This is a genomic window from Chimaeribacter coloradensis (genome assembly GCF_002858715.1).
GTDB lineage: Bacteria > Pseudomonadota > Gammaproteobacteria > Enterobacterales > Enterobacteriaceae > Chimaeribacter > Chimaeribacter coloradensis.
In genome coordinates this window covers 361,978-379,960 of sequence record NZ_PJZH01000003.1, presented here as the reverse complement: position 1 = coordinate 379,960, position 17,983 = coordinate 361,978, and the positions used below count along the sequence as shown (strand labels likewise).

14 protein-coding genes are annotated in these 17,983 nt (G+C 64.4%); 6 read left to right on the top strand and 8 right to left on the bottom strand.

All coding sequences use genetic code 11. The features are described from left to right. Positions 1 to 418 precede the first annotated feature (418 nt). On the top strand, positions 419 to 3,181 hold the full coding sequence (gene barA, locus CYR32_RS06145) for a two-component sensor histidine kinase BarA (protein ID WP_101823497.1): 2,763 nt from the start codon (positions 419 to 421) through the stop codon (positions 3,179 to 3,181). Positions 3,182 to 3,193: 12 nt separating this feature from the next. Here the strand turns inward: barA and CYR32_RS06140 are convergent, their stop codons facing one another. The 3 genes from CYR32_RS06140 to dgt form a co-directional block, all read right to left on the bottom strand. Beyond that, a complete protein-coding gene (locus tag CYR32_RS06140; RefSeq protein WP_101823496.1) occupies positions 3,194 to 4,351 on the bottom strand; it encodes a CdaR family transcriptional regulator in 1,158 nt (385 codons plus the stop codon). Between the two features lie 277 nt (positions 4,352 to 4,628). Then, a complete protein-coding gene (degP, locus tag CYR32_RS06135; RefSeq protein WP_101823495.1) occupies positions 4,629 to 6,080 on the bottom strand; it encodes a serine endoprotease DegP in 1,452 nt (483 codons plus the stop codon). 165 nt (positions 6,081 to 6,245) lie between these two features. Continuing rightward, positions 6,246 to 7,766, bottom strand: a complete 1,521-nt coding sequence (gene dgt / locus CYR32_RS06130; RefSeq protein WP_101823494.1) for a dGTPase — start codon at positions 7,764 to 7,766, stop codon at positions 6,246 to 6,248. A 138-nt stretch (positions 7,767 to 7,904) separates the two neighbouring features. Here dgt and mtnN point away from each other — a divergent pair, with 138 nt between their 5' ends. The 4 genes from mtnN (at position 7,905) to CYR32_RS06110 (ending at position 10,663) form a co-directional block, all read left to right on the top strand. Continuing rightward, positions 7,905 to 8,606 carry a 5'-methylthioadenosine/S-adenosylhomocysteine nucleosidase gene (mtnN, locus tag CYR32_RS06125; protein ID WP_101823493.1) on the top strand — a complete coding sequence of 234 codons (702 nt, stop codon included), beginning with the start codon at positions 7,905 to 7,907 and terminating at the stop codon, positions 8,604 to 8,606. Next, complete coding sequence (gene btuF, locus CYR32_RS06120; protein WP_101823492.1) at positions 8,606 to 9,457, top strand: vitamin B12 ABC transporter substrate-binding protein BtuF; 852 nt, start codon at positions 8,606 to 8,608, stop codon at positions 9,455 to 9,457. The genes mtnN and btuF overlap by 1 nt, the downstream gene beginning before the upstream one ends. 1 nt (position 9,458) lies before the next feature. Beyond that, complete coding sequence (locus tag CYR32_RS06115) at positions 9,459 to 10,079, top strand: TRIC cation channel family protein (RefSeq protein ID WP_101823491.1); 621 nt, start codon at positions 9,459 to 9,461, stop codon at positions 10,077 to 10,079. A gap of 311 nt (positions 10,080 to 10,390) precedes the next feature. Further along, positions 10,391 to 10,663 carry a hypothetical protein gene (locus tag CYR32_RS06110; protein WP_101823490.1) on the top strand — a complete coding sequence of 91 codons (273 nt, stop codon included), beginning with the start codon at positions 10,391 to 10,393 and terminating at the stop codon, positions 10,661 to 10,663. 122 nt (positions 10,664 to 10,785) lie between these two features. Here the strand turns inward: CYR32_RS06110 and erpA are convergent, their stop codons facing one another. Next, positions 10,786 to 11,133 (bottom strand): iron-sulfur cluster insertion protein ErpA, encoded by a 348-nt coding sequence (gene erpA, locus CYR32_RS06105; protein ID WP_072928938.1) that lies wholly within the window; start codon positions 11,131 to 11,133, stop codon positions 10,786 to 10,788. A gap of 93 nt (positions 11,134 to 11,226) precedes the next feature. Next, positions 11,227 to 12,657: a H(+)/Cl(-) exchange transporter ClcA gene (gene clcA / locus CYR32_RS06100; RefSeq protein WP_101823557.1), complete on the bottom strand. Its 1,431-nt coding sequence runs from the start codon at positions 12,655 to 12,657 to the stop codon at positions 11,227 to 11,229. 236 nt (positions 12,658 to 12,893) lie between these two features. On the opposite strand from clcA, the gene hemL reads away from it, so the two are divergent. Next, positions 12,894 to 14,183, top strand: coding sequence for a glutamate-1-semialdehyde 2,1-aminomutase (gene hemL / locus CYR32_RS06095; RefSeq protein WP_101823489.1), 1,290 nt, complete (start codon positions 12,894 to 12,896; stop codon positions 14,181 to 14,183). A gap of 76 nt (positions 14,184 to 14,259) precedes the next feature. Here hemL and fhuB read toward each other — a convergent pair whose 3' ends face one another. The 3 genes from fhuB to fhuC are packed head-to-tail and all read right to left on the bottom strand — an operon-like array spanning position 14,260 to position 17,944. Beyond that, a complete protein-coding gene (gene fhuB / locus CYR32_RS06090; RefSeq protein ID WP_101823488.1) occupies positions 14,260 to 16,245 on the bottom strand; it encodes a Fe(3+)-hydroxamate ABC transporter permease FhuB in 1,986 nt (661 codons plus the stop codon). Next, the gene (gene fhuD, locus CYR32_RS06085) at positions 16,242 to 17,138 is read right to left on the bottom strand and encodes a Fe(3+)-hydroxamate ABC transporter substrate-binding protein FhuD (protein WP_101823487.1); all 897 of its coding nucleotides are present in this window, start codon (positions 17,136 to 17,138) and stop codon (positions 16,242 to 16,244) included. The genes fhuB and fhuD overlap by 4 nt, the downstream gene beginning before the upstream one ends. Then, entirely contained in the window at positions 17,138 to 17,944 is an 807-nt protein-coding gene (gene fhuC / locus CYR32_RS06080) for a Fe3+-hydroxamate ABC transporter ATP-binding protein FhuC (protein ID WP_101823486.1), read from the bottom strand. The genes fhuD and fhuC overlap by 1 nt, the downstream gene beginning before the upstream one ends. Positions 17,945 to 17,983: the final 39 nt, after the last annotated feature.

The window sequence follows — 17,983 nt, the reverse complement described above, 5'->3', positions numbered from 1 at the left end:
TGCCCACGCCTGCGCGGCGTCAGCACCTCAGCCAGAGGATAGCCTGTTCCCAGCAAAACCTGATTGTCCCGCCCCCCTTTCATGGGGGTCAGGAGAGATAGACACGCTGCCGCGGGGAAAGTTTGCCTGCTCCGCCCCGCGCACCGGGCGGCACCCTGTTGGTTCCTTGTGCCGCCCGCGCCCCCCGCTGCCGCCACCGGGCAAAAAAACGGGAAATATTCAGCGAATTTATAGGTGCATTATATTGCCCATTCACCACCAGCGTGGCAATACCTTCACGGCCTGCCCGGCACGACGGCAGGCCACGCTGTTTGCCGGGTCGTCACACGGCTGTTTGCAAGGTAGAATCAAGCCTTGTGCCGGCACTACCCGTCTTCGTCACGCGGGCCGGCGGCCCATTCTCCCACAGTGGAATCCCATGACCAAATATAGCCTTCGCGCCCGGATGATGGTGTTAATCCTCGCCCCGACCCTGTTGATTGGGCTGCTGCTCAGCACGTTTTTTGTGGTTCACCGCTACAACGAATTACAAAATCAGCTGGTGGACTCCGGCGCCAGTATTATTGAGCCGCTGGCGGTGGCCAGTGAGTATGGCATGGCTTTCCATAACCGGGAGTCGGTGCGCCAACTGGTCAGCCTGCTGCACCGCCGCCACTCCGACATTGTGCGCTCGATTACGGTGTTTGACCGTAATAACCGGCTGTTTGTCACCTCCAACTACCACCGCAACTACAGCCAGTTGCAGATAAGCCAGGGCGAGCCGATGCCCACCGAGCTGATGCTGAGCCGCTACGGCAATGAGCTGATCCTGCGTACGCCTATCACCGCGGAGGAGAGCGCCCCGGACGAGACTGACAACGCCGTCGTCACCGCCGCCAAACCGGACAACCTCGGCTACATCGCCATTGAGCTGGACCTCAACGCCGTGCGCCTCCAGCAGTATAAAGAGGTCTTTGTGGCGACGCTGCTGCTGGTGCTGAGCCTCTGCATCGCCATCCTGTTCGCCTACCGGCTGATGCGCGACGTCACCGGCCCGATCCGCAACATGGTCAACACCGTGGACCGCATCCGCCGCGGCCAGCTCGACAGCCGGGTCGAGGGCTATATGCTCGGCGAGCTGGATATGCTGAAAAACGGCATCAACTCGATGGCGATGTCGCTGACCGCCTACCATGAGGAGATGCAGCAGAACATCGATCAGGCCACCTCTGACCTGCGCGAAACGCTGGAGCAGATGGAGATCCAGAACGTCGAGCTGGATCTGGCGAAGAAGCGGGCGCAGGAGGCGGCGCGTATCAAGTCGGAGTTCCTGGCGAATATGTCCCATGAGCTGCGCACCCCGCTTAACGGCGTGATCGGCTTTACCCGCCAGACGCTGAAAACCCCGCTGACGCCTACCCAGAGCGACTACCTGCAAACCATTGAGCGCTCTGCCAATAACCTGCTGACCATCATCAATGACGTGCTCGACTTCTCCAAGCTGGAGGCGGGCAAGCTGGTGCTGGAGCACATCCCCTTTGCCCTGCGCGAGACGCTGGATGAGGTGGTGGTGCTGCTGGCGCACACCGCCCATGAGAAGGGGCTGGAGCTGACGCTGAACGTGCAGAACAACGTGCCGGAACAGGTGATCGGTGACCCGCTGCGGCTGCAACAGGTGGTCACCAACCTGCTCGGCAACGCGGTGAAATTCACCGAGAGCGGTAACATCGACATCAATGTGGAGCTGCGCTCCCATGACAACATGAAAGCGGAGCTGGAGGTGCAGATCCACGACACCGGCATCGGCATTTCAGAGCGCCAGCAGTCGCAGCTGTTCCAGGCGTTCCGCCAGGCGGACGCCAGCATCTCACGCCGCCACGGCGGCACCGGGCTGGGGCTGGTGATCACCCAGAAACTGGTCAAGGAGATGGGCGGCGACATCAGCTTCTACAGCCAGCTCAACCGCGGCTCGACCTTCTGGTTCCACATTAATATTGAACTCAACGATAACTTCCTGCCCAGCGCCCAGCCGATGGAGACCCTGCAAGGCAAGCGGCTCGCCTACATCGAGGCCAACGACGCCGCCGCCAAGGCCACGCTGGAGATCCTGGCCACCACCCCGCTGGAAGTGACGCACGGCACCCAGCTCGCGCAGCTGCCGGAGGAGCACTTTGACATCCTGCTGATCGGCGTGCCGCTGAACAAACGCCACATGCGCGAGGAGTATAAAGCGCGGATGCCGGGCATCCTGGCGCTGGCGGACCGCGTGATCATGGCGGTGCCCGCCCAATTGCAGATCGATGCCGAGGCGCTGAAGAAGCTCGGGGTGCAGGGCTGCCTGATCAAACCGATCTCCAGTGTGCGCTTGTTGCCGCTGCTGCTGGATGACAGCCAGGCGGGCCTGCTGGGCAATAAGGCCCACCGGCCGCCACGCCTGCCGCTGACGGTCATGGCGGTGGATGACAACCCGGCCAACCTGAAACTGATCGGCACCCTGCTGGAGGAGCTGGTCGAGCACACGCTGCTCTGTGACAGCGGCGTGGATGCGCTGGCGCTGGCGCGTGAGCAGCAACTGGACGTAATTCTGATGGATATCCAGATGCCGCAGATTGACGGCATCCGCGCTGCGGAGCTGATCCACCAGCTGCCGCACCACGCCCGCACGCCGATCATCGCCGTGACCGCCCACTCACTCCCCGGTGAGCGGGAGTCCCTGCTGCAGGCCGGCATGGATGATTACCTGGCAAAACCGATTGACGAGGCGATGCTGAAACGGGTGCTGGCGCGCCACCACGCCCCGGCCGCCACCGAGCCGGACGCCCCGCCGCCGCTGGTCAGCCAGGCATCCGGTGAGCCGCTGCCCTCGCTGGACTGGGCGCTGGCGCTGCGCCAGTCGGCGAATAAAGAGGATCTGGCGAACGACCTGTTGCAGATGTTGATCGACTTCCTGCCGCAGGTCAGTGAGCGGGTGCAGGCGATTGTTGACGGTGCCAATGATGACGCGATCCTGGCGCTGATCCACAAACTGCACGGCAGTTGCAGTTACAGCGGCGTGCCGCGCCTGAAGCAGCTGTGTGCCTATCTGGAGCAGCAGCTGCGGCAGAACGTCAGCGTCCAGGCGCTGGAGCCGGAGTGGCTGGAGCTGCTCGACGAGATTGAAAATGTGACCAATGCGGCGAAGATCCGGCTGCGGGGTGCCTGATCGCCCCGCTGTTCAACGATCGTCATCCAGTTGCAGCGCCACATAGAGCAGCAGGCGATCGTCAAAATTCCCCAGGTTGAGGCCGGTGAGTTCAGAGATCCGGTTCAGGCGGTACTCCAGCGTGTTGCGGTGGATATAGAGCGCTTTGGCGGTGGCGGTAGGCTGCACGTTATGGGCGAACCAGGCGGTCAGCGTACGGCGCAGCAGGCCGTTGTTATCCATGGTTTTCAGCCGCGCCAGCGGGCGCACCAGCTCATTGGCCTGCCAGCCGCCGCGCAGGCTGTCGAGCAGCACCGGCAGCATCAGATCCTGGTAAAAGTAGCTGCGCTGGTCGGGCATCCGCTGTTTGCCAACGCTCATGGTAGTACGGGCGGTGCGGTAAGAGCGGGCGATGCCGCCCGGCCCCGGGAAATAGTTGCCGAGCGCCAGCCGGATGCGCAACCGGCCGCGCTCGGTCATCCGCGCCAGCAGGCTGTCAATGCGCGTGCGGTGGGCGTCGGCGTCCCAGCGGCCGTGGCTGTTGAGCGCCGGTTTCAGCACCACCATCTCCGTCAGTGAGACGATGGCGATCAGGTTGTCCCGCTCCGGCGTGGTGAGCAGCGTCTGCAACTGCTGTAACTCCGCCATGGCGCTGTCCACCCCGAGCTGGCCGCTGTCGACTTCCACCACCGCCACCACGCGCGGCTGGCTGAGGTCGATGCCGAGCCGCTGCGCCCATTCGCTCAGCGCCGGGGAGAGGCTCTCGGCGCGGATCAGGTTCAGCACCAGCTCCTCGCGCAGGCGGCTGTCCTGCGCCAGCATATGCAGCAGCCGCGCCTGTTCCAGCATCATCTCGGCGGTCATGCCGACCAGTTGCCCGTACTGGTGCAGGTCGCCGGGGTTACCGGTCAGGCCGATCACCCCGACGATGTCGCCGTCAAGCCGCAGCGGCAGGTTCACACCGGGCCGCACCCCGTGCAGGTGGCGCGCCACCGCGTCGTCGATGTCCACCACCCGGCCCTGGGAGATCGCCAGCAGCGCCCCCTCATGCAGCTCCCCCAGCCGCTCCCGGTCACCGCTGCCGATAATCCTGCCGCGCCCATCCATGACGTTGACATTGCTGTCGATTATGCGCATGGTACGGGCCACGATCTCCTGTGCCAGTCTGGCATCCAGATGATATGCTGCCATTCCTTTCCCTCTCGCCTGCCCCTTTTTTCTCAGCATACTGAGCAGACCGGCCGCCTGCATTGTGCAAACGCACAAAGCTCGGGCAGATGCCCAAAAGCTGTGGCAGCTATCACAGATTTTTGCAACGCAACAGAACAAAAGAAGCGCAACCAGGTGTGCAGCGGGTGGCAAAAATAGTGACCGCCTGCGGGATCGGATCCTGCGGCCATAAAAAAAGGCACGGTTTCCCGTGCCTTCTGGTCTGTTGCCGGGAACACGATCCCGGCAAGAGAGACAGTTACTGCATCAGCAGGTAGAGCGAGCTGTCGCCGCGCTGGATCGACAACGCCAGCACCGACGGCTTGGTGTCGAGGATCTTGCGCAGTTCGCCGAGGTTGGCCACCGGCTGCTGGTTGACCCCCAGGATCACGTCGCCTTTTTTCAGGCCGATGCGCGCGGCGGAGGAGCCGGGCTTCACGTTGTCGACTTTCACCCCTTTCTGGCCGTTCACTTCGGTGTTGCTCAGCTCCGCGCCCTCAATGCCGGTGTAGATGGTGCCGGAATCGACCTGCGCCTGCTGGCTCTGCTCCAGCGTCACCTCAACCGTTACCGGTTTGCCGTCACGTTGCAGCCCCAGCGTCAGCTTGGAGCCGATCGGCAGGGTGCCGATTTCGGCACGGAACGCCGCGAAGCTGGAGATCGCTTTGCCGTTCATGGTGAGGATCACGTCACCCGCCTTGATCCCGGCTTTCGCCGCGGCGGACTTCGGCATCACCTGGCTGACGAACGCCCCGCGCTGGGCGTCGACTTTCATCGCTTTCGCCAGCTCAGAGTTCAGCTCGGTGCCCATAATGCCCAGCTCGCCGCGTTTCACCTGGCCGAACTCGATCATCTGGGCGGTGAGGTTTTTCACCATGTTGCTCGGGATGGCAAAGCCGATGCCGATGTTGCCGCCGTCCGGTGCCAGGATCGCGGTGTTGATGCCGATCAGCTCACCGTTCAGGTTAACCAGTGCGCCGCCGGAGTTGCCGCGGTTGATGGCGGCGTCGGTCTGGATGAAGTTCTCGTAGTTTTCGATGTTCAGGCCGCTGCGGCCCAGCGCCGAGACGATGCCCGAGGTGGCGGTTTCGCCCAGGCCGTACGGGTTACCGATCGCCACGGTGTAATCCCCGACGCGCAGGGATTCGGAATCCGCCATTTTCACCGCCGTGAGGTTTTTCGCCTCTTTGATCTGAATCAGCGCGATGTCGGAGCGCGGATCTTTGCCGATCACCTTGGCGTCAAACTTACGGCCGTCATTCAGCTGCACCACGATTTTGGTGGCGTTGTCCACCACGTGGTTGTTGGTGACCACATAGCCTTTGTCGGCATCAATGATCACGCCGGAGCCGAGTGCCTGGAACGCCTGCTTCGGCTGCGGGGCGACGCTGCCGGGGCCTTCGTCACTGCCGTCACCGCCATCCTGGCACAGCGGGGATTGCTGGAACGGCGAGCCGTCCTGGCAGAGCGGGGAGTTATCGCCGAAGAATTGCTGGAAATTGCGCCCCATGCGTGGGGTGTTGATGGCGGTGCTGCCTTCCACATTGATGCTGACCACCGAAGGCATCACTTTTTCCAGCATCGGTGCCAGGCTGGGCAGCTGGGCACTGCTGGAGGAGGCGGTTTCCGCCGCGTTAGCCGTCGAAACCGGGCCAAGGGCCATTCCAATACTTAGCGCCAGGGCGCTGAGGAACAAAGATGATTTTTTCATTTGTCTGTATCTCTTTAATTTATTGATGCGACAAGAACAATACTGACGGTGTAGCCGTGCTGAGTAAGATGTAATTAATCACCTTAAGTTCACCGGCGTCGATTCAGCAATGGTAAAAAAGTGTTCAACGCCTTTACAAAAGTCCATTTTTTAACCTCCCCTGCCCTACTCTGCGGCGGCCAGCCGCCGGTACTCGTCGTAGGCGTGCAGGTCGGTCATGCCGCTGATGTAATCCTGAATCAGCCGGGCGCGGAAATAGTACTCCCAGACCGGCTGCTCAGCGGCGGGCAGGCCGGCAAGTTCGCTCACTGCCTGGGTGTAGGCCAGGCGGTACTTGCCGGAGAGCTTGTGGAACAGCCGCGTCTCAATCGGGTAGCGCCGGTGGGTGTCCTGCTCATTCAACTGGCGGAAATCCTCCACCGGCATCTCCAGCAACGGGCTGTAGATATCCAGCAGGCCGCTGATCACCCGGTAGCCCTGCAACTCCAGCTCCTCCACCTCATGGTGGTTAAACACTCGCCGGAACGCCACGTTCTTGAAGATCTCCAGCAGCCGGTTGGCCTGGCTCTGATCCTCCAGCAACGCCTGGTTCAGCGTGCCCTCGTAGATCTGCGGCAGGTTATCGATAAAGCGCTGCGCGGCATGGGGCACCAGCCGTTTCACCGTCTGCACCCGCAGCTCCATAAAGAAATAGTCGATCGGGTGGCGGTAGTTTTGCGCCGCCGTCATCTTCTTATAGGCTGTCCCCACCACCAGATCAAACAGATCGCCGGCCTGTGCGCTGCCCCACTCCTGTTGCAGGTGGTGGTAGAGCTGCTCCACGGTGAAAATCTTCTTCTCTACCGCGTCTTCCAGGTCGGCAATGCAGTAGGAGATGTCGTCCGCCGCCTCCATGATGTAGGTCAGCGGGAAGCGCTGGAATTCGCCGAGCTGGAGCTTGTCACGCAACTGGGTAATCAGCGGCTCCTCCGCCAGGTAGTAGCCCGGTTTTTTCATCAGGTAGCTGTAGGCGGGCGGCACCGGCCCGGCCCAGTACGCCGGGCGGGTATATTTCAGGATGCAGGCCACCTGGGTGTGGGTCAGGTTGAGGCGCAGCAGGCTGAACACCAGCCGGATCGCCTGCGCGTTGCCTTCAAAGTGGCTGAGATCGTGGCGGATGCGGCAGCGCAGGGCGTTGAGCGCCGCCTCTCCGGTGCGCAAAGTAAGCAGCGGCACCCGGCAGCTGTCCTGTTCCGGCGTCAGGGCATCCGCAATCGCCATGCGCCGCCCGAACCAGTCATTGATCGCCGATTCCCCGAAGTGGCCGAACGGCGGGTTGCCGATGTCATGCATCAGGCAGGCCATCTCCACCACGCTCTCAAAGGGCGCCACCAGCGCCGACAGCCCCAGCGCCTCCAGCCGCCCCTGCTTGCCGAGCTTGTGCAGGATCTCCTTGGCGATGTGCCGCCCCACCTGCTGCACCTCCAGCGAGTGGGTCAGGCGGCTGCGCACCGCCGCATTCTTCTCCAGCGGAAAGACCTGGGTTTTCTGTTGCAGGCGGCGGATCGCCGCAGAGTTGATGATGCGCCCGCGGTCGCTCTCGAACTGGCGCACGATGTCATAGGCATCGAGCTCTGCCAGGTCACGCCGCGGCGGGCTGAACGGGCGCTCTATGCTGAATTTTTTGCTGAAATCGATTTCTGACATGCTGCTCCCTCCGCGCGGGGCGGTCTATTAGCCATTAGCGCTGACCTGTAGCCATGATAGACTATCCGGCTTTATAAACGTGCCTGCCTGCATCAACCGGCGCGTTCATTTACCCTCATCTCATTTGCGAGTATCCCTATGAAAGTTGGCATCATCGGCGCAATGGAGCAGGAAGTCACCCTGCTGCGCGACAAGATTGAAAACCGTGAAACCCTGCAACGCGCCGGGTGTGAAATTTACACCGGTACGCTGCACGGCGTCGACGTGGCGCTGCTGAAATCCGGCATCGGCAAAGTCTCTGCCGCGATGGGGACCACCCTGCTGCTGGAGCACTGCCAACCGGACGTGGTGATCAACACCGGCTCCGCCGGCGGGCTGGCCAGCACCCTGAAAGTGGGTGACATCGTGGTCTCCGATGAAGTGCGCTACCACGACGCCGACGTCACCGCCTTCGGCTATGCGCCGGGACAGATGGCGGGCTGCCCGGCCGCCTTCACCGCGGACGCGGCGCTGATCGACCTGGCGGCGCGCTGCATCAGCGATCTCGGCCTCAACGCGGTGCGCGGGCTGGTCTGCAGCGGTGACGCCTTCATCAACGGCGCAGAGCCGCTGGCGCGCATCCGCGCCACCTTCCCGCAGGTGGCGGCCGTCGAGATGGAAGCGGCGGCCATCGGCCACGTCTGCCACCTGTTCGGCACCCCGTTTGTGGTGGTACGCGCCATCTCCGACGTGGCTGACCAGGCCTCCCACCTGAGCTTTGAGGAGTTCCTGGTGGTGGCGGCCGAGCAATCCACGCGCATGGTGGACGCCATGGTGCAGGCGCTGGCGCAGCGCGGCTGATGATGCGCCGGTTACGGGTTTTCAAGGCACTGCTGACGGCAGTGCCTTTTTTTGTGGCCTATGCCGCTGCTGCCGCGCCCGTTCAGCGGGTGATCGCCCTGGCACCCAACCTCACGGAGCTGGCCTACGCCGCCGGGCTGGGGCCGCAGATGGTGGCCGCCAGTGACTACGCCGACTACCCGCCGGGCGCGGAAAAGCTGGAGCGGGTCGCCAGCTGGCAGGGGATCAACCTGGAGCGGATCGTGGCACTGAAGCCGGATCTGGTGCTGGCGTGGCGTGGCGGCAACCCGCAGCGGTCGCTGGATCAACTGCAGTCGCTCGGGGTGCCGGTGATCACCCTCGATCCCCAGAGCGTGGAGCAGGTGGCCGCGGCGCTGGATCAGCTGGCGGGCTACAGCGCGCAGCCGGAGACCGGCCACCGGGCGGCCCAGCAGTTACGCACGGAGCGGGCGGCATTGCAGCGGCAGTATGCGCGCGCCACGCCGCTGCCGGTGCTGTTGCAGTTCGGCACCCGGCCGCTGTTCACCGCCTCCGGGAAGACGCTGCAGAGCGAGATCCTGACGCTGTGCGGCGCGCAAAACCTGTTTGCCCAAAGCCCGGTGCCCTGGCCGCAGGTGAGCCGTGAACAGGTGCTGATGCGCCGCCCGGCAGCGATCGTCACCCCCGGCGACCAGGCCGCACAACGGGCGGTGGCCGCCTGGTGGCAGCCCCAATTAAGCGTGCCGGTGATCGCCCTCAATTCAGACTGGTTCAGCCGGGCCGGGCCGCGTATTATGCTGGCCGCGCGGCAGCTCTGCCCGCAGCTGGCGGCCCTGCCCGCCCCCTCTTCTTCTGCCCGGAACGATCGTTGATATGCTGCTCTATATTCTGGATATTTTAGGCACGGCGGTGTTTGCCATCTCCGGCGTGCTGCTGGCGGGTAAACTGCGTATGGATCCGTTTGGTGTGCTGGTGCTCGGCGTGGTCACGGCGATTGGCGGCGGCACCATCCGCGACATGGCGCTGGACCACGGCCCGGTGTTCTGGGTGCGTGACCCCACCGATCTGGTGGTGGCGATGGTTACCTGTCTGCTGACCATCGGGCTGGTGCGCCAGCCGCGGCGGCTGCCGAAGTGGGTGCTGCCGGTGCTGGACGCCGTCGGGCTGGCGGTGTTTGTCGGCATCGGCGTCAACAAGGCGCTGGCGGCCGGCACCGGCCCGCTGGTGGCGGTCTGCATGGGGGTGATCACCGGCGTGGGCGGCGGCATCATCCGCGACATCCTGGCGCGTGAAATTCCGATGATCCTGCGCACCGAGATCTACGCCACCGCCTGTATCGCCGGCGGCATCGCCCACACGGTGGCTTATGCCCTGGGGATGCCGCTCTCCCAGGCGACGCTGCTCGGCATGGCGATCACCCTGGCGATCCGGCTGGCAGCGATCCGCTGGCACCTGAAATTGCCTACCTTTGAGCTGGAAAACAGCAGCCATTAAACGTCCGCGAACAATTCGCATTTGCTTAAATATTAATTAATTATTTATTGATTAAAAAACATTCGCCAAACTGATCGATTCTGTTATATTCATGCGCATTGAGAAGCGGGCGTTCACTGTTTCGCTTCTCAATTACCCCTCTGATGCCGCCCCTGATTCCTTCCTTGAGACTCAAGACGGCTTGGAAAACAACGCACCAGTAAACCGGTTAACTTACGGGATGCCCAGATCGGCTAAAGCCGGCATCATCCCATGCCGATAATGAGATTACTGGTGCGTTGAGCACCGCTTTAACACCAGGATTATGACCTATGCGACAACACCTTTTCAGCGCGCTGTTTGCGCTGTGGGTATTGCCGGCAGCGGCCATCGGAAGTCAGGGCATGGGTGCCCAGGGCGTGATAAATGTCCGTCTGGTGATTGTGCCGCAATGCGCAGTCACGGTGACAAATGCCACACCCACGGCAGACTGCGGCAGCGATGCCCGCTATCAGCCGGTTATCCGCACTCAGGCGCTGAAGAAAGAGGCCCCTCTGACGGGCAACGCGGCGCAACAGACGCAGCTTGTGACCTTTGAATGGTAAGGGTTGCGAGGGTGGGCCGCACTACACACAGCAATGCGTTTTACCCAAATATACTAATAACATTAATAAAAAACCCGTCTGCCACCGGCACACGGGTTTTTTTCTGTGCAGCGTTTGCCGCGTCAGATACTGAAGGACGAGCCGCAGCCGCAGGTGGTTTTGGCATTCGGGTTGGTCACAATAAAGCGCGACCCTTCCAGCCCTTCGGTGTAGTCCACGGAGCCGCCCACCAGGTATTGCAGGCTCATCGGGTCGACGACCAGCGCCACGCCCGCTTTCTCGATGGTCATGTCACCGTCGTTGATCTGATCGTCAAAGGTGAAGCCATACTGGAACCCGCTGCACCCCCCACCGGTGATATAGACCCGCAGTTTCAGGTTCGGGTTCTCTTCGTCCGCAATCAGGTTTTTTACTTTGTGTGCGGCTGCTTCAGTAAATTGCAGGGGCAGTGCTACGACGTCATCACTCATTTTTATACTCCAACCAGTTTTACTTCAGGGTGCACCCATAGCCGCCTGAATAATACCCTGATTATCCAATACCTGAGTGGTCTGTTCAAGTATTCACCGCAGGGGGCGGTTTCCCTGAGGATTGTCAGCCGCTTGCGGCGCTTTCGCCCGCTGTTCACGGGCCTGACGTTCTAACGTGCGGGCCAGCAGGGTGGAATACAAGGGCTTGCCGCCGAGAAATTGCGCCACCAGCGTCGCGCCCAGGCAGGTAATGATCATCGGCAGGATCAGCTGGTAGTTGTCCGTCATCTCCAGTACCAGCACAATGCCGGTCAGCGGCGCGCGCACGGTGGCGGCAAACAGCGCCCCCATACCGGCTATCGCAAAGGTGCCTGCCTGCAGGCCATAGTGCGGGAACAGCATGCTGCAGGCCAGGCCGAAGGCGGTGCCGCCCAGCGTGCCGAGCGCCAGCATCGGCGCGAAAATTCCGCCCGGCGCGCCGGAGCAGAAACAGAGCAGCGTGGTGATGATGCGGGTGAAAAAGAGGGCCAGCAGCGTCCCCAGCGTGTAGTGCCCCAGCGCCGCCTGCGGGATCAGCCCAAAGCCGCCGCCCGCGGCCGCCGGCATCATCAGCCCCAGCACACCGCACAGCCCGCCCAGCAGCCCGCCCGTCAACAGGATCCTGCGCAACTGCCCGCCATGCAGCCGCTGGAACAGATCCTGGGTGCGGAAGATCAGTGCGTTGAACAGCACGCCGACCAGCCCAAACAGCATCCCGAGCAGCAGATAGAGCCACAGCGTAGGCATCGCCGCCGCCTGTAATTTGCCGATCTGAATCACGGTCGCGCTGCCGTTAAACGCCTGGTACACCACGCTGGAGGCGATCACGCCGATGAACACGGCTTTAATGGAGATCAGGCTGTAGCGGAACTGCAGGCGCATCTCCTCGATAATAAACAGGATACCGGCCAGCGGCGCGTTGAAGGCCGCAGACAGCCCGGCCGCCGCGCCGGTGGCCAGCAGCGAGTGGCGCGCCTCCGCGCTTTTCAGGCGGAACAGATCCACCAGCATTTTGCCGACGTTGCCGCCGATCTGCACCGTCGGCCCCTCGCGCCCCAGCACCATCCCGGCCCCCAGCGTGCCCATGCCGCCGACGAACTTCACCGGGATCACCCGCCACCAGCGCACCGGCCGCAGCTCCTCCAGCGCGCCCTCAATCTCCGGGATGCCGGAGCCGCCCGCTTCCGGCGCATATTTCCGCACCAGCAGGTAGCCCACCATCGCCAGCAGGGCAGAGAGCACAAACGCCAGCGGCCAGAGCAGCCACGCCTGCCCCGCTGCCCCGTGCAGCGCGCCGAGCCGCTGCTGCGTTACCCAGCCCACCGCCCGCTCAAAGCCCACGCCGAGCAGGCCGGTCACGCCGCCTACCAGCGCCGCCACCACCAGGATCGCCACCGGGGTTTTGTCACGCCGCAGAAAGTGCCGCAGCAGGTCACTGCGCCGCAGGCGGAGGGGGGAAAGCGGGCGGGTCTGGTCTTGGGTCATCATCCGGGTTCTTCCAACAGGCATTGGGGAAAACAACGCGCCGGGGCGGCGCGTCCCACACATCAGCGCCGGTTATCCTACGCTGCCGCACAGCGGCTGCAACAAAATGGCACGTTTTTCTCACCGTGGCGGGCCGTTCACTGCCCGGCAACGATTTCATAACGCGCCCCACTTCACTAGAATAATGGGGTTATCTTCTGCATCCCGACGATGCGAACCTTTTCAGGAGCCGTTTCATGAGCCAACACAGCAAGTCCGAGAGTCTGTTTACCCGGGCGCAGGACCTTATTCCCGGCGGCGTTAACTCGCCGGTACGTGCCTTTACCGGCGTCGGCGGCGTGCCGCTGTTCGTCGAACATGCGGACGGGGCCTACCTGTTTGATGCCGACGGCAAAGCCTACATCGACTATGTCGGCTCCTGGGGGCCGATGGTGCTGGGGCACAATAATGCGGAAATCCGCGAAGCGGTGATTGAGGCGGCCTCCCGTGGCCTGAGCTTCGGCGCGCCTACCGAGATGGAAGTGAAGATGGCGGAGCTGGTGACCGGACTGGTGCCGACCATGGACATGGTGCGGATGGTGAACTCCGGCACCGAGGCGACCATGAGCGCCATCCGCCTGGCGCGCGGCTTTACCCACCGCGACAAGATCATCAAGTTTGAAGGCTGCTACCACGGCCACGCTGACCACCTGCTGGTCAAAGCCGGTTCCGGCGCACTGACCCTCGGCCAGCCGAACTCGCCGGGCGTCCCGGCGGATTTCGCCAAACATACCCTGACCTGCACCTATAACGACCTCGGTTCCGTGCGCACCGCGTTTGAACAGTTCCCGGACGACATCGCCTGTATCATCGTCGAACCGGTGGCCGGTAACATGAACTGCGTGCCGCCGCTGCCGGAATTCCTGCCGGGGCTGCGCGCACTGTGTGATGAGTTCGGCGCGCTGCTGATCATCGACGAAGTGATGACCGGCTTCCGCGTGGCGCTGGCGGGTGCGCAGGCGCACTACGGCGTGGTGCCGGACCTGACCTGCCTGGGCAAAATCATCGGCGGCGGGATGCCGGTGGGCGCGTTCGGCGGCCGCCGCGACGTGATGGCCGCGCTGGCGCCGACCGGCCCGGTCTACCAGGCCGGAACGCTCTCCGGCAACCCGATCGCCATGGCGGCCGGTTACGCCTGCCTGACGCAGATCGCCCAGCCGGGCACCCATGAGACGCTGACCGACCTCACCGAAAACCTCGCCACCGGCCTGCTGGCGGCGGCAGAAGCGGAGAACATCCCGCTGGTGGTGAACCGCGTCGGCGGCATGTTCGGCCTCTTCTTCACCGACGCCGAACGCATCACCTGCTACCAGGATGTGATGGGGTGCGACGTGGAGCGCTTCAAGCGCTTCTTCCACCTGATGCTGGAGGAAGGGGTCTATCTGGCACCGTCTGCGTTTGAGGCCGGGTTTATGTCCCTCGCGCACACGCAGGAAGATATTCAGCGCACCATCGACGCCGCCCGCCGCTGCTTCGCGCAGCTCTGAGGTCACACCATGAAAAAAGGGGCCGTCTGGCCCCTTTGTTGTTTCTGCATGTCTTGTTTCTGCGTTCTGCCCCGGCCTACGCCGCCTGCTTGCGCAGCAGGTAGATGAAGTAGGGCGCGCCGATAAAGGTCGCCAGCAGCCCGGCCGGGATCTGGTTCGGGAACAGCAGCATCCGCCCCCCCCAGTCCGCCAGCAGCATCAGCATCCCGCCCAGCAGCGAGGCCATCACCAGTTGCGGCACCGCGCGGCGGAAGCCCATCATCCTCGCCATATGCGGGGCCATCAGCCCGACAAAGCTCAGCGGGCCGATGGTCAGCGTCGCCACCGCCGTCATCACCGCTGCCAGCAGCAGGATCGCCAGCCGCGTCGGGGCCAGCGCCAGCCCGACAGAGCGGGAAGTCGCGCTGCCCAGCGGCAGGATCACCAGCCAGCGGCGGCAGAGCGGGGCCACGGCCAGCAGCAGCACAGCCAGCAGCGCACTGCGCCACGCCTCTTCCGGCGTCACCGAATAGGTGGAACCGGAGATCCAGGTCAGCAGGCGGCCCATGCGCGGGTCGCCGCTCGCCATCAGCAGCGTAATCAGCGTAGTGAAAGCGGTGCTGAGGCCGATCCCCGCCAGCAGCATCCGCGCCGGGGAGAAGCTGCCGCGCGCGGCCACCAGCATAATGATCAGCAGCGTGCCCGCCGCGCCCAGGCTGCCCGCAGGCAGCAGCCAGGCGAAGGCGTCCCCCGGCACCAGGAACAGCATCAGCACCACGCCGAACGCCGCGCCGGAGCTGATGCCCAGCACTTCCGGGCTGGCCATCGGGTTGCCGGTGAGCTTCTGCATCAGGGTGCCTGCCGCGCCCAGCATCACACCGGCCGCCAGCGCCGCCATGACCCGCGGCATCCGCCACGGCAGCAGTTGCGTGAAGAGGTCACCGTGCGCCCAGACCCAGCCGGACATATCGCGGCCGAACGCCAGCGCCAGCCACAGCCCGGCCAGCAGGCAGAGCAGCCCGCCGCCGATCCAGAGCGGCAGGTGGCCGCGCTCGGCCGGTACGCTGCCGCCCTGCCCCATCGGCGGGGCGGTGCGGTGGCGCAGGCGCGGCAGCAGCCACAGCAGTAGCGGCGCACCCACCAGCGCGGTGGCCGCGCCGGTCGGCACATCCTGCCAGACGTGGCTGAGCCAGAGCATGATCTGGTCAGTGAGCCACAGCAGCAGCGCCCCCAGCAGCGGGGCCAGCAGCAAACGGCTCATCAGGCGGCGCGCGCCGAGCAGCGTCGCCAGCAGCGGCGAGAACAGCCCGACAAAGCCGATCACGCCGACGGCGTTGACGATTTGCGCGCTGAGCACAATCGCCACGCCGAGCGCCCCGAGCCGCGCGGCGGACAGCCCCAGCCCGAGGTTACGGGCGATGCCGTCATCCAGCCCCAGCAGCGTCATCGGCCGCAGCAGCAGCAGTGACACCACCAGCGCCAGCGCCAGCCGCGGCAGCAGGAACGCGGCGATGTGCCAGTCCTGCTGGTTGAGCGCGCCGCTGCTCCAGAGGAACAGGCTCTGCAACTGGTCGTAGTTGAACAGCGCCAGCAGGCCGTTCACCGCCCCGCAGTAGAGGCTGAGCACCAGCCCGGCGAGGATCAGCGTCACCGGTGACATCCGCTTGCCCCAGGCGACGCCGAACACCAGCGCGCCGATCAGCAGCGCCCCGGCCATCGCCGCGAACTGCTGCGTCAGCGCGCCGCCCGGCATCGGCCAGAGGGTGACAATCGCCAGCCCGAGCTGCGCCCCGGCAGAAACGCCCAGGGTCGCCGGTTCCGCCAGCGGGTTACGCAGCACCTGCTGGAACAGCACCCCGGCCAGCGCCAGCCCGGCCCCGGCCAGCAGCGCCACCACGATGCGCGGCAACAGGCTGAAGTGGAACACCATCTGGCGGACGTCCTCCACCGCCGGGTGCCAGAAGCCTTGCGGCCAGAGGGAAAGGGGCAACTGCCAGCGCAGGTTATAGGCGCTGAGCGCCAGGCAGGCGGCGGTCAACAGGCAGAAAGTCAGCAGCGCAGCGGTGGGGGTACGGCGGCTCATGGGCGGCCTCCCAGCGCGTGCGGCAGCAGGCGGCAGAAGCGCATCGCCGAGAGAGTGGTGCCGTAGAACCAGATGGCGGGCACCTCGGTGATCACCCCGTCACGCGCCAGCGGCAGGGATTTCCAGAGCGGCGTGGCGGTGATCTCGTCACGCAGGCGGTGGTCGCCGTGGTCAAAGCAGAGCGCATGGGCCGGTTTCACCGTGGCCAGTTGCTCGATCCCGATCACCGCACTGCCCCACAGGTTGGTCTCGCCGGGCCAGGCGTTGGGGACGCCCAGCTCATCCATCACATTCATAAACAGACTGCCTTTGCCGAACACCAGCACATGGCGGGCGTCGAGGAAGGAGAAGAGCAGCACCGGGCGGCGGGCGGCGGGCGTCAACTGCGCCCGCGTCTGTGCCAGCTGCGCATCGGCCGCTGCCAGGAAGCGGTCGGCCACCGGCATCAGGTCGAGCCGTTCCGCCAGCTGGCAGAGCGCGCGGCGCGCCAGCAGCAGCGGCGGTTCTTTGCCGGTGTAGAACGCCAGCCCCATTGAGGGTGCAATGCGCTGCAACGCCTCGGGTGACGGGCCATAGCCTGCCGAGAGCAGCAGCAGCGACGGGCGCAGCTGTTGCAGCATCTCCAGGTTCGGCTCGGTGCGGGTGCCGACATCCACCACACCCGGCGGCAGCGCCGGCTCTTTCACCCACAGGCGGTAGTTGTAGGTATCCGCGACGCCCAGCGGCGTCACCCCCAGCGAGAGCAGCAGCTCGGTGGGTGACCACTCCAGCGTGACGATGCGTTTCAGGTCGGGCCGTGTGGCCGACACCGACGGCCAGGCAGGCAGCAGCGGGGCCAGCGCCAGCGCCTGCAACAGGCGGCGGCGGGTTCCGTCAGGTTGATAAGATTTCATCAGTAGACAAAGCTCACCGGGGCACCGCCGCCGGGGTGCGGCAGCACGCCCATCGGGATACCGTAAATTTTCTCCAGCACCGGCCCCTGCATCATCGCCTGCGGGCTGCCTTCGGCAATCATCTGCCCTTCGCGCAGCGCGATCAGGTGATCGCAGTAGCGCGCCGCCACGTTGATGTCATGCAGCACGGCGATAACCGTCAGGCCGCGCTCCGCGCTCAGCCGTTTGATCAGCGCCAGCACCTCGACCTGGTGGGCGATGTCGAGCGCTGAGGTCGGCTCATCCAGCAGCAGGCAGCGGGTCTCCTGCGCCATCATCATCGCCAGCCAGGCGCGCTGGCGCTCGCCGCCGGAGAGGCTGTCCACCAGCCGGTGGGCGAAGGCGTTGAGGCCGACCATCGCGATCGCCTGCTCCACCGCCTCGCGGTCGTGGTGGCGGAAACGCCCCAGCGCGCCGTGCCACGGGTAGCGGCCGATCGCCACCAGCTCCTGCACCGTCATCCCTTCGGCGGGCGGCAGCTGCTGCGGCATATAGGCCACTTCGCGGGCGAAGGCTTTGCTCTCCCACTCGCCGAGCGGCTTATCATTCAGCCGCAGCGTGCCGCCGGAGGGCGGCTGGTGGCGGCCGAGCATCTTCAGCAGGGTGGATTTGCCGGAGCCGTTGTGGCCGATCAGGCCGCAGAATTTGCCCTGCGGGAAGGTCAGCGTCAGGGGGGCCAGGAGTGTGCGGCCGGGAACGGAAAAGCTCACCTGATGCAGGCTCAGCGTGGCGTGAGGGACGACGGGTTGAATGTTGTTATCCTGCATAATTCCCTGTCTTGAAAACGGGCACGGCATGCCGTGCCC